At 47.8% G+C, this 12523-nt stretch carries 12 protein-coding genes and 1 pseudogene; 5 read left to right on the top strand and 8 right to left on the bottom strand.

Annotation, left to right across the window (positions count from 1 at the left end; genetic code table 11):
• Positions 1-60: 60 nt before the first annotated feature.
• Positions 61-1236, top strand: a complete 1176-nt coding sequence (locus RAL90_RS06615; RefSeq protein WP_306253725.1) for a glycosyltransferase family 4 protein — start codon at positions 61-63, stop codon at positions 1234-1236.
• 189 nt (positions 1237-1425) lie between these two features.
• Here the strand turns inward: RAL90_RS06615 and uppS (RAL90_RS06610) are convergent.
• From uppS (RAL90_RS06610) to RAL90_RS06590, 5 genes and pseudogenes are all read right to left on the bottom strand, one after another.
• Positions 1426-1866: pseudogene (gene uppS / locus RAL90_RS06610) on the bottom strand (polyprenyl diphosphate synthase).
• Between the two features lie 177 nt (positions 1867-2043).
• Positions 2044-2199 (bottom strand): hypothetical protein, encoded by a 156-nt coding sequence (locus RAL90_RS06605; protein ID WP_372340438.1) that lies wholly within the window; start codon positions 2197-2199, stop codon positions 2044-2046.
• A 14-nt stretch (positions 2200-2213) separates the two neighbouring features.
• A protein-coding gene (locus RAL90_RS06600) for an IS3 family transposase (protein ID WP_372340411.1) occupies positions 2214-3334 on the bottom strand; the annotation gives its coding sequence in 2 pieces (ribosomal slippage) (positions 2214-3052 and positions 3052-3334; 1122 coding nt in all).
• Between the two features lie 115 nt (positions 3335-3449).
• Positions 3450-3761 (bottom strand): HigA family addiction module antitoxin, encoded by a 312-nt coding sequence (locus RAL90_RS06595; RefSeq protein ID WP_306253724.1) that lies wholly within the window; start codon positions 3759-3761, stop codon positions 3450-3452.
• Complete coding sequence (locus tag RAL90_RS06590; protein WP_306253723.1) at positions 3761-4045, bottom strand: type II toxin-antitoxin system RelE/ParE family toxin; 285 nt, start codon at positions 4043-4045, stop codon at positions 3761-3763. The genes RAL90_RS06595 and RAL90_RS06590 overlap by 1 nt, the downstream gene beginning before the upstream one ends.
• Before the next feature lie 1024 nt (positions 4046-5069).
• Between RAL90_RS06590 and RAL90_RS06585 the strand changes: the two genes are divergently transcribed.
• The 4 genes from RAL90_RS06585 to RAL90_RS06570 all read left to right on the top strand — a co-directional run bounded on the left by RAL90_RS06585 (position 5070) and on the right by RAL90_RS06570 (position 9676).
• Complete coding sequence (locus RAL90_RS06585; RefSeq protein WP_306253722.1) at positions 5070-6341, top strand: site-specific integrase; 1272 nt, start codon at positions 5070-5072, stop codon at positions 6339-6341.
• A 37-nt stretch (positions 6342-6378) separates the two neighbouring features.
• Positions 6379-7428 (top strand): GSU2403 family nucleotidyltransferase fold protein, encoded by a 1050-nt coding sequence (locus RAL90_RS06580; RefSeq protein ID WP_306253721.1) that lies wholly within the window; start codon positions 6379-6381, stop codon positions 7426-7428.
• 98 nt (positions 7429-7526) lie between these two features.
• The gene (locus RAL90_RS06575; protein WP_306253720.1) at positions 7527-7970 is read left to right on the top strand and encodes a hypothetical protein; all 444 of its coding nucleotides are present in this window, start codon (positions 7527-7529) and stop codon (positions 7968-7970) included.
• Positions 7971-8404: 434 nt separating this feature from the next.
• Complete coding sequence (locus tag RAL90_RS06570; protein WP_306253719.1) at positions 8405-9676, top strand: type II toxin-antitoxin system HipA family toxin; 1272 nt, start codon at positions 8405-8407, stop codon at positions 9674-9676.
• Between the two features lie 616 nt (positions 9677-10292).
• Here RAL90_RS06570 and RAL90_RS06565 read toward each other — a convergent pair.
• The 3 genes from RAL90_RS06565 to RAL90_RS06555 form a co-directional block, all read right to left on the bottom strand.
• A complete protein-coding gene (locus RAL90_RS06565; RefSeq protein WP_306253718.1) occupies positions 10293-10433 on the bottom strand; it encodes a hypothetical protein in 141 nt (46 codons plus the stop codon).
• Between the two features lie 209 nt (positions 10434-10642).
• Positions 10643-11482, bottom strand: a complete 840-nt coding sequence (gene uppS / locus RAL90_RS06560) for a polyprenyl diphosphate synthase (RefSeq protein ID WP_306253717.1) — start codon at positions 11480-11482, stop codon at positions 10643-10645.
• Between the two features lie 377 nt (positions 11483-11859).
• Entirely contained in the window at positions 11860-12468 is a 609-nt protein-coding gene (locus RAL90_RS06555) for an OB-fold nucleic acid binding domain-containing protein (RefSeq protein ID WP_306253716.1), read from the bottom strand.
• Between the last annotated feature and the right edge of the window lie 55 nt (positions 12469-12523).

The following is a 12523-nucleotide window of genomic DNA, read 5'->3' as shown; positions in this document are numbered from 1 at the left end:
CCTAGCAACATCATTTTTGTCAATCGGTATTTCTATCCTGACAAAAGCGCAACATCACAGATGTTAAGCGATTTGGTCTTTGAGCTTGCTGCGATTGGGATAAGCGTCACGGTCATTACCGGCCGTTATTCATACGAGGATCCTTCGGTTACCTTTTCAGCTAAGAAATCCATAGATGGTGTTGCTATTATTCGTGTCAACACAACTAATTTTGGCCGAGCTAACCTTTTTGGCCGTAGCCTTGACTATCTCACATTCTATATATCCGCGTTTTTCTGTGCCGTGAAACACACATCTTCTCGTACTTTACTCGTAGCAAAAACTGACCCTCCCCTACTCTCGGTTCCTATGTATGTAGCATCCAGAATAAAAGGGGGGAGGTTCGTAACATGGCTTCAGGATTTATTTCCAGAAGTCGCCGCTGAACTTGGCGTACCAATCGGGAGTGGATTGGTCGGAAGAACTATCAAACTCATCAGAAATTGGTCACTACGCAATGCTGATAAAAATATTGCCATTGGTAGACGCATGAAAAGCCTGTTGATTGAAAATGCTGTTGAGGCCAATCGTATAGTTGAGATCCATAATTGGGCAGACGAAACTCAGATCGTACCCATAAACAAGAACCAGAATGAATTGTCACAACAATGGGGCTTTATTACCGATACTTTCGTTGTCGGGTACTCCGGAAATTTAGGCCGCGCGCACGATATCGAAACACTCCTTGGGGCGGCAAAGATTTTGAATGATCATGACAGGGTAAAGTTTCTCTTTATCGGCGGTGGTAAGCTTCGTTCGGAGCTTGATGAAAAAGCATCGGCCTTTAACCTTAACAATATCGTTTGTAAACCTTATCAACCACGCAATCTGCTCCCCAAATCTCTCGCAGTCCCTGATATTCACTGGATTTCACTACAACCTGATCTGGAGGGCACAATTGTCCCAAGCAAATTCTACGGTGCCGCTGCTGCCGGTCGACCAATTTTTTTTATTGGCGATGTTAAGGGAGAAATTGCGAGATTAATTTCTGAATTCGACTGCGGAGAAACTTTTGCTCTTGGTGAGAGTCAACGCCTGGCTGACACAATTATTGAATATGCGGGCAACGAGCAGCGTCTGAAACAATCCAGCAAAAATGCACGCAATATGATCGAGGACAAATTCTCAAGGCAAGCTGCTTTTACCAAATGGCAGCAAGCAATTGATGACGTCATGCATCGCATAGAAGAAAGCTAATGGCGATAATATCGAGTAACACAGAGATAAAGATTGTTATCATTCAGCTGACATGAGACCCATGTTGCCTACGCTTATTGTTGAGTCCTGTTGCTATTGAACCTGCCGCCAACTTTCCCTCACCAGCTGGTAGAGTTTTCCGGCTTTTCACGGAGGTCGGCTATTTTCACCTGTTGACAGACTCACCTTTCAAATGAGGGACCAAACGGGGCTCAGATCATCATGCATGAGTTCTTTGATGGCACGTACTAATTCATCACGCCCTCCATAATTGAAAGCGATTTGCAGTGTAAATCCTGTATTATCCTTTGTTTCTTCTTCTACTCTTTAAAAGAAAATTTTGAGCGAACGTGGCAATGAGTTTCGATCACCAATTATTTTCACCAGGATATTTTCCGATACCAATGTCGGTAAGTCATGTTCAATATAATCCTGGATAAGCACAAACAAGTTATCAACGTCCTCTAGAGACCGCCTTAAATATTCTGCTGAGAAGCTATAGAGGGTTAGATGACTAGGGCCCATTTTTCTTACCATTTGAACGGTGCGCCGGGCGGCTTCAAGTCCCGCAAGATGGCCTTCAATGCGAGCTAGACCTCGCGCTTGCCCCCAAAGCTCTATCCCACCCATAATTATCGCTACATGCCTTAGTGCTGGCTTTATCGGTTTTGTAAGTGCGGCCTCCACACCGACCTCATTCTCCGTCTCATTCGGTTCTCTTGGTTGACTGGTCAGAGTATGGGTTTCTTGTTTTTCCGAACAGCAGACCTCAGTAATGACTTACGCTAAGTGTCCTGCCCTTCGTCACTACGTTCCATTATTTTTTCGCGCCTTCAGAAATTCCGAAACTTTCTTCACATCCTGGCTTCTGTCCAACTTCATAATCAAAACGCTATCGCTTGTCGCCACCACAGCCATATCCTCAACGCCAATTGTTGCAACAAATGGACCATCAGAGCGAATGTCCAGCCCATAAATTAAGTACCATTTTGATGTAGAGTTTCAGGTATTGGTGTGCGCATGTTGAGAGCTTGATGTGGCCGGATGGTATTGTACTGTTTGAGCCATTTATTGATGACGGTTCTAGCTTGCTCTATCGTAGTGAACCATTCAGCATTGAGGACTTCTCTTCGTAAGGTGCCATTGAAGCGTTCGTTATAGCCGTTTTCCCAAGGTGAGCCTGGATAGATACGGATCGGTTTGATACCAACCTTGGTCAACCATTTCTGGAAGTTCTCCGCTGCGAACTCTGGGCCGTTATCTGACCTTATAAACTCTAGCTTTCCATGACATAAGAACAATGGGTACAGAGCCTCTAATACTTCCGCATTCCCCATCTTTGGTTTTACAGCGACACAGAGAGCTTCTCTGGTGTATTCATCAAGGACGGTCAACATTTTGTAGCTACTCCCATTGCTGAGGCGATCATGAACAAAGTCGATGCTCCAGATATGGTTCTCATACTTTGGCCGTAACCGGATGACAGAGCTGTCTTTGTGATACAGGCGTTTCTTTTTCTTATGGCGTTTGGGTTGCTGTAAGCCTTCTTCCCGCCAAAGCTTTTCTATTTTCTTGTAATTGACCTTCCAGCCTTCAATCTGCAGTAACTTGGTTATCTTGCGATAACCGTACCGACCATATTGTTTGGCTAATCGAATAAGAGCCAGGCGAAGCCTGTCCTCATTATCTTTGGGTCGGTTAAGATAACGCTGAGAGGAACGGGGCATACCAACCGTTTTGCAGGTCCGCCGCTCAGACGTATTCAGTCTTTGACGTGCCTTCACAATGGCCTGACGTAGGTCGGTGACCGTCAGACCTTGGGCTTTAAAACATCAAGTGTTTCTTTGAGAATAAGCTTGTCTAGTTCAAGCTCGGCAACAATTTTCTTCAGACGCTGGTTCTCTTTCTCGAGACCTTTAAGTTCAGATAACTGGGACTTGCCCATGCCGCCATACCTTTTACGCCACTTATAGTATGTTGCATCACTCACGCCTGCTGATCGACAGGCTGTCGCGACATCATTCCCGCCCGCCAAACTCAGCTCAATCTGACGCAGCAGGTTCAATATATCCTCATCGCTAAAGCGTTTCCTCGCCATGTAAATAACCTCCACCATTTATAGAATAATACCAAAAATGTGGACCAGTTATAATGGGGCAGGACACCCTGCTTTTCGGCAAAGGCCAGGCGGCTAAAGCCGCTATTTTAGTATCTTAGGCTTGCTGAACGTAAGGATGAACATTGAGCTGATCCGCTTTCTCACGGATCGTGCGACTGTCGTAGATCGCTTGCATCCGTAACAACGTGTCAGCGCTGAGATTAAAAGCCAGTTCCAAACGCAGGGCCATTTCGGGCGACAGGCTGGCTTTCTGGTTGACCAGGTCGGAGAGTGTTGCTGTACGAACATCAAGATGCTTCGCTGCGGCCGTAATAGTCAGCCCAAACTCGTCAATGATTTCCGTTTGAACAAACTCGCCTGGATGCACAGGCGGCATGCCTATTTTCAAAGGTGTGTGTTTTGCCATCAGTGATAATCCTCCAATTCTAAAAAGTGGATTTGTCGTTCAATCATCTGGAATGTAAGGCGCCAGTTTCCACTGACAGAAATAGACCAGTCCCCTGCTCTATCGCCCTTGAGTTGGTGGATTCTCCACCCAGGCGGACCTAAGACGCCGTCCATATCTTCCGCAGCTTCCAATGCTGCTATAATTGTCCTTATGCGCGGTATGAGTTCTTGTCTCAAACCTTTCTCTTTACCTTCCAGAATGTAGTCTTTCAGCCCTTTATGGCCGATTGAAACAATTTCCATTCTAAACTATACGGTACGACCGTATGAATTGCAAGCATTATCAAACCCCCTGTGTCTACCCCCAACTTTGGGGTAGCGATTATTCCGTCATGTGGTGACAGGGGCGGTTTGAAGATACCTGCCAGAGGCAGATTTTCCACATGTTCACTCTTGTTGCTTTCTTTACTTAGTCAAAAAGCACCGCCGGATTCGATGAAAGAGCCAAAAAAATCACCAAAAGGGCATTTTTTTCATCGCCGGGCCAGTTTCCGGACGCCCAGAAATTTTCTTCTGTCTGTTTTGAGGGAACCCCCGGCTTTTTTGGGCATAAGAGCAGCGAAGCTGCTCGCTGCCCTAATTTCTTCGCCGGCTGTTTTCAGTGTAACCCCAGAGCCATGAACAGGCGGCATCGCGCGCAGGGGTTTTCAAATTGGGTGCTTGCACTCCCTGCCGTGGCAGGTTGATTTGAAAAGCATGAGCACGGTGCAATCATCGTGAATGCTTTGTGGGTGAAGCTGAATACAGCAAGAAATAAAAAATATCCGGCCAACGGCCGGATTCCATTCCTTTGCAGCTAAGGTTTTTAGTTTCCGTAAGATATGTTATCACACTACACAGACTTTATACTTTGATTTCCACATCAGACTTCCTCCATCGAGTTCGTTCATACACCGCTTAATTTTGAGACCGTCATTTCACCATTGCGATCCCAATCGTATTGATAGTGATCCCCTTGCATGACGAAACCCCACTGGCGCGGCCACGTTTTATGTGGCCATGATACTGCTTTCAATGGAAGGCCGATCTGGTTGGCGCTTCCATATTGCGGAGCCCAAATCGCTCATTGCAAAGCCTCCTTTGCCATCGTGAATCAAAGTTCGCCTCTCATTACAAACGGCAAAAAAGGGCTTTTTCATCAGTTTGCGGACGTTTGATAAAGTATGATTTTAGAAATAAAAACAACAAATTAGGGATTTTCAAGTTTTCAGCAATTTGCTACGATTTGAATTCCGGTGCAGCAAATACGGGGTTTGAAACCATAAAATTGACCAAGAGAATTATTGAAAACACCACCCCAGATAAATCGAAATACATTGTACTGAGAGATGATCAGGTAAGCGGATTCGGCATCAGGATCAGCTCAACAGGAAGGCGAGTTTTTTTCTTTCGGTACCGTTTAGGTGGTCGAAACGGGATCGACAAGCGGATAAATATCGGAAAGTTCGGAGATCTGACCGTTGACGAAGCCAGAAAGATTGCCCGCCAATATGCCGGTGAAGTCGCAGGTGGTCGCGATCCGCTGGGTGACAGGAACGAAGCGCAGAAAAAAGCCAAGGAAGAACGGGACCGCGCACGGGCGCTCAAAATTTCCAAGGTCGCGGAAGTCTACATCGAAAAGCATCTGAAGCCGAATAATCGCACCTGGAAAAACACTGTCCGGATTCTCAACAAGGAAATCCTGCCGCATATAGGAAGCCAGACGCTGGACAAATTCAATCGCCAGGACATGACCAAGCTGGTTGATCATTATCAGGACCGCAAAGCGACGGCGCTTCTGGTATTCCGTACCATGTCGGCCATGATCAACTGGTCGATTACGAGAGGCTTGATTGAATATTCCCCGATCATAGGCATGAAAGCGCCGAAACCGGTGCCGCCAAGAGATAGAGTGCTTAGTGACCATGAAGTGTCCGTTCTGTGGGAAGCCCTAAGTACAGTCGGTATGGGATTTGAGGCGATGTTCAAAACCCTGCTTTCAACAGCACAGCGCCGAAGCGAGGTTGCTGGCATGACATGGGATGAACTCGATCTTGATCAGGCCGTCTGGACGATCCCTGCCGAGCGGTCAAAGAACAAGAAGCCGCATGATGTCGATCTTTGTCCGTATATTGTCGAACTGTTGCAATCACAGCCAAGGACCGGACCGCTTGTGTTTGGTGGCGACAAGCCAAACCCGCCTTCCGGTATCAGCAAGGCAAAACGGCGCGTCGATGAAGAAATGCTGCTCATCTCACAGATGCGCAAACGCGACCCGAACGCGACCATTGCGGAATGGCGACTGCATGATTTGAGGCGAACAGCGGCAACCGGCATGGCCCGCCTTGGACACCCTGTGGAAGTTGTCGAAAAGGTCTTGAATCACGTTTCCAATGCGCGTGGCAGTCTTGTGGCGGTCTACCAGCGCTACAGCTACCGGGATGAGCGACGGCTGGCTCTGTCTTCATGGGCGGATTATGTGCTGCATCTGGTACAGGATGCGCCGAACTATCTGCCGGAGGTGGAACAGCCGATCCAAAAAGCCGTCGGCTATCGTTAATTGCATTTTTACTGGCAAATTGCTATTTTGCCGGTAAATGACCATATCTGAACTGCCACTTGTGACCCAGACGTCTTATGCGGAGCTGATTGACCAGCTGCGTACAGCCCGAATCTCGGAGTTTCCAGCCGGGTCCACATTCCGCAAACGCAAAATTTCCGGGAAAGACTACTGGTATGTGCAGGAGCCCACAGGCCCCAATGGTCGTCCTCCAGAACGTTATCTGGGGGCAGCGACAGCAGAGCTGGACGCCAAGGTCGAGGCCGGGAAGCAGCAAAAAGACCTTGCCAATGTTCGGCGCGATATTGTGCGCTCCCTGACAGGCGTTGGCCTACCTAAACCTGATCCATTGACGGGCGCTATTCTTGAAGCACTGGCAAGTTCCGGGGTGTTCCGACTACGCGCCGTTCTTGTTGGGACCGTTGCGTTCCAGACTTATGCGGGCCTGTTAGGTATCAAACTGCCTGCCACGATCATCCGAACTGGTGACCTGGACCTAGCACAGGATTACGGCGTTTCTGTAGCGCTGGACGATGCCCTCGAAGTTCCATTGCTGGAAGTGCTGCAGTCAGTTGATAAAAGCTTTCAGCCCGTCCCCTCGCTGACCGACCCTTTTGAAACTGCAGCCTATGTTGGACCCGGCGGTTACCGCGTAGATGTACTCACCACGAACCGGGGTGCCGACCGGGACAAAGCCAGCGAACTTCCAACGCTGAAGTCAGATGCAACGCCGTTGCGACATCTTGATTACGTCTTGCGTGATCCGGTTGATGCTGCAGCGCTTACGCGCCATGGAACGCTGATTTCCGTCCCACAACCCGCCAGATATGCCGTGCATAAACTAATAGTAGCGACCATGCGGCACGAAAGTGGAGACAGTGCTGCGAAGGCTCGGAAAGATATTCAGCAGGCGGGAATTCTAATAGATGCCTTGGTCAAAACTCGCCGGTCAGATGAATTGCGGGACGCATACGAAGAGGCGCAATCGCGAGGTCCCCACTGGCAAGAAAAATTGCAAACCGGTGCTCAGCGACTCGAAGAGCGCCAGAATGAAATTCTTGAAAAATGCAGTCACTCACAAAAATAAGCAACGCAGACTTCCATTTTACATAACAACAAAATGCTTGATTTGATCTCACTTCAGTCAGAAGAATTAGTGATAGAGATAGAATTTGGGGAAAATTAATGAGTAATATCCGGTTGGAAAAGTTCCAAGGGTTCACAATTGTTACTTGTGATCGCCCTGTTGTGCCTGAATTTCAAACAGCGAGTAAGTTTACCCCAATAGGTAGCTTCATTGTTCTCGCCATACTCATCTTTTTGCTTTCTGCATTTTTCAATATTCAATACGCTCTGATTTTTGATGAAATTATTATATTCGATCAAAGAATGATTACGATTTTCAAGTCCACATTATCCCATCCAATCTTTGAGGCAATTTCATTGGAGTTATCAGCAGATATTGTTGCTGCAATATTAGTAGGATTATTTGGAAGTCTTTTTTTCGGGAAAAGCAGAAATGCTCAAACTTTCACCATATCAATGAGCGGAAACGAAATCACGCTTACTCCCCAAAAAGGGAAAGATGTCTACAGATTTTCTGCTGATAAAAATCTGATTACATTTTAGCTGATCATTCTAATGGAGTTAACTCGATGGGTTGCGATCTTATCGCTGATCGTGGCGGCAAAATTTGCATGAGTTTCTAATTTGACAGCAAGTCAGTGATCGACGACTTTTTTATAGTGTCAGCGAGCGGTGACATAATGGAGGTATTCTCCATAGGAAATACAAAAGCCTTTGGGCGAGCAATCCGGGATCGCCACCGAAATTTGGGTTTGAATCAGGCTATGCTGACTGACAAAGTCAGGACAAGCTGTCGATGGGTCGTCGCGATTGAAAGTGGTGCACCTAGCACTGCCAATCGCTCGAGTTCGGAAAACTCTTGCAGTTTTCGGCATTCGTTTCGCAACAGATGATAATCCTGAAATGAATTACGGCGAAACAACATATGTTGCAGACATCGACGAACCTTTGCGGAAGGCAACCAAGGATCATCTTTCATGAGTGAGGACCTTCTTGTCATTTCAAACGGTCAGGTCATTGGGCAAGTCAATCTTGGCCCAAAGAAAAAGCTCTCATTTACTTACGCAGATGAATGGCGCGACAATCCCAATGCGTTTCCGCTGTCCTTGTCCATGCCCCTTGCGACTGCCCAGCATGACCACAATGTGGTTGAACCATTCTTATGGGGATTATTGCCCGATAACGACGCGGTTTTGAGAAAGTGGGCTGCAATATTTCAGGTATCGGCTCGCAATGCGTTCGCTCTTTTATCTCATGTTGGAGAAGATTGTGCCGGAGCAATTCAGTTTATAGGCACAGACTGGCCAGAGAAAGAATTCCAAGACAACTCTATCGATTGGCTGAACGAGAACGACATTGGAGACCGACTAAGGGACCTCAAAGCAGATCACAGTGCGGGACGACGCACGGATGATAAAGGCCAGTTTACATTGGCCGGAGCACAACCGAAGACGGCACTCATTTATCAGGAAGGAAAGTGGGGCATTCCTTCAGCCAATACGCCAACGACACATTTTTTGAAACCCCCAACAGGCGACTTCGACGGGTTCGCTGAAAACGAACTTTTCTGCATGAAATTGGCGCGGCGTTTGGACCTGCCAACTGCGAGTGCAGACATAGTGCATTTTGGCAATGAAATCGCACATGTAACTGAGCGTTATGACCGGACGTATCAAGGAGGTTATTTGATCCGGGTCCATCAGGAGGACACTTGTCAGGCCCTCGCTATTTCGCCTTTCGTCAAATACCAGAATGAAGGCGGCCCAGCAGTTGCCGACATTGTCTCTCTCTTGCAGGACCATTCCAGTGAACCGGATCAGGACACAGATACATTCCTGAAAACATTCGCACTCAACTGGTTGATTGCAGGAACGGATGCCCATGCGAAAAACTATTCCCTGCCTTTGGGCGCTGCAGGCCGGGTAAGACTGGCGCCGCTTTATGACCTTTCCAGCACGCTTCCCTATGACGCCTTGCCCATGCAGAAATTGAAACTCGCCATGAAACTTGGAGGAGAATACCGATTGCGGGCGATCACCCGGCGACACTGGCATAAACTCGAAATTGAACTGGATCTGGAGGACGGATATCTGGTCGACCTGGCGCGCGGTGTTGCAGCGTCAATGCCCGATCATGCATCCGATGTGCAGCAGAGACTTGAACGGGAAAAAGTGAGGCATGCAATCACGGATCTTCTCCTAGAAAGATTGATCGAAAGAAGCAGAAAGTGCGAAGAAGCACTCACCTGACCGCTCGCTCATATAATTACTGAGATAACTAGATTTAAGGTTCACACCCTATGCACCTTTGGTGCTGACAGGCAGCGCCTGTCCGGATCTCAACAATACGACAATGGTAGGAAATATACCATTTTGAGGCGTATACGCCTCAGTAATATCGTGCATACGCGAATGCGGTCAGAGAGCTTCATGCGCTCGAATTGCAAGCAATTTTTGCTGAATGCATGCGTATACCGAACATGCATGTTTGTGCATGTATGTTGACGTTCTATCGATCACTCTCGAATTCTTTTCGTTTTGCACGTTGTCGCAATCGCGGAGCTATCCCCGACATGGCGGAATGCCGGTTCATTTGATTTGCCAGTCTTCGGACAAGCGCGCCGAGGGCAATCAATTTTGCAGGGAATAGCGGCGGTTTTGATCGCGTAATTTGCTGGTGATGAAGCGAATTATTTGAGCGTATTACGCTTCCGTGAGATGGGTTTTTCAGGCTTACTTGCGGCATTTTTTGTGCCTTTAATGATGCCTTCAGGTCAAATCCAAGGGCCTTTTCTTCTGCTTTCCATTGCTGGAACAGGCCTTTTGTCTCAGTGATTTCCTTGCGTGAGCGGGTCCGAAGAGCGACCTAATCCATGCCTTTGGGGGGGGAATAACCATGGGTTTCAGCAGCCTTTTCAATAGCGATCCGGCGTTTGGAGAAGTCCCGCTCGATATGTTTGGGGACTGCTTTTACCCGGAAATTTGTGCCATCGCGTTCAGTGGCCATGCCCTGTTTTTCCAGCTCTGCGGGCAAGAGCGTTGCGATAATGCAAGCCTGCCTGCTTCTATGCCTTGTACAAATCCCGGCTTATGATCGCGCCCCAGGTGCCGTCCTTTCGTGGTGCGAGGTTGAAAACAAATTAATAGGTCCTGAGCCTAGGAATAAATCATCTGAGACCGGCCTATATGCGATCTATTTTTAATTGCTAGCAACGGTCATTCGCCAAAGCGGCGCCGCCGGGCCGCAAATTCATCAATCGCCTTGGAAAAGAGGTGTTGATCAAAGTCAGGCCAATACTCATCCAAAAAAACATACTCCGCATAAGCAGATTGCCAGAGTAAAAAGTTGCTGGTGCGCATTTCACCGCTGGTACGGATGATTAAGTCAGGTGCAGGACCGTCGCCCGTATCTAGTGCTAAACCAAAAGTTTCCTCAGTAATGTTTTCGGGATCGATTTTCCCTTCTTTTACGCCGTAAGCAAACTTTTTTACAGCACGCAGAATTTCGTCGCGACCACCATAATTGAATGCAATCTGAAGTATGTAGCCATTATTGTCTCGCGTTTCAGTTTCTGCAAGATGGACTAGACGTTTTACTTTGGGTGGTAAATGAACTGTGTCACCCAGAATCCGTATGCGGATGTTTTTTTGCTTTAATTCGCCCAAGTCACTTTCGATAAATTCCGCCATAAGTGACATTAAACTGCGGACTTCATAAGGCGGTCGCTTCCAGTTCTCAGTAGAGAAACTATACAATGTCAAATGAGTCAGGCCTATTTTTTTAGAGAATTCGATGGCACGCCTCGCAGAGGCAATCCCGGCACGATGTCCTGCTTCTCTCTTTAAGCCACGTTTTTCTGCCCAACGCCCATTGCCATCCATAATAATAGCAACATGTCGTAAGCATCGTTTATCAGGATTGTCGGCAACGAGATCGCGCGCTTGGGAGTCAAATTCATCAAAAGACCGCTGATACTTTAAAGCGCTATCTCGCTGCTTAAGTAATGTGGCTTTCGCCTCAGATTCGCGTTTTGGTATCACTTTAGTTTTACACATGACGTTGCAACGCTTAATCTAAAAAGTTTAATAATGTCTCAGTTGAGATGTTTTTCTGATGAGATATGCGCTTCTCAGATGAGCGATTCAGCACGCTAATTTTTACAATAATCCAATGGTTATCGCAGTCCATTTAAGTTAGGCCAGCAGCTCTCGTGCGTGTCAAGGGTCTTGAAATCGGGTTAATTGACAAGTGGCGTGGAACTGGACACATTGACACAGAACCTTGGTTGCACGATTTGAGAAGAGGTTACCAAATCAAACGGCGCCATCGAAGACTCCCTTTCGGGAAGCTCTGAATCACACTTTGCGCAAACAGATCAATCGGCTAAATTGGCTGCAGCCCCTGATAGAATTTGCTTGTTGAGGCTTTCCCTTCATCGAAAATCCCGTGTTTTAAACAACCGTCCAGCCTGCTGCCTCGGATGTATCGCAGCTGCCTGTTGAGACCGTGGCCCGATGCCGTTGCCGGGCCGCCTCCCCGCCAAATGCCGGTGGTCCTCGCCCGCCTTCTCCCGGCTATCAATCTGGGGCCGTTTCGCCTCATCCTGGGAGCCCCAGGTCATATCGATCATCTCATTTTGAGCGATGCCGAGGTCATCAAAGAGGTGTGACCAGTCTTCAATATCAAAAGCGATCACGTGGATGACAAGCCCTTCTTTCTGGACTTTGCCCTTGATCTTCAACAGCCGCCCTTGCATCACGGTTGACCTAAATTTCTCAAACATTTTGGGCCAGACAATCACATTGGCAGCGCCTGTTTCATCTTTCAGGGTCAGGAAGATCACGCCGCTGGCAGTCCCTGGCCTCTGACGCGTGATGACCGCTCCCAGCAGGGTGACAAACCCGTCCTGCGGCGCATCCCGTAATTGCTGGTTCAACGTCACCTGCCCTGGCACAGATTGACGCACAAGCCGCACCGGATGATCCTTCAAAGAGAGCCGGCTACTGACGAAATCTTCAAACACATCTTCACGATGCGACAAGACCGGCAGCCCTGTTTCTTCGTCAGTCTCTTCACCCGCATCACCACAATCTAAT

The organism is Parvularcula sp. IMCC14364 (assembly GCF_030758415.1).
Lineage (GTDB): Bacteria > Pseudomonadota > Alphaproteobacteria > Caulobacterales > Parvularculaceae > Aquisalinus.
The sequence above is the reverse complement of the archived record's forward strand: the minus strand, read 5'-3'. Positions and strand labels throughout refer to the sequence as shown.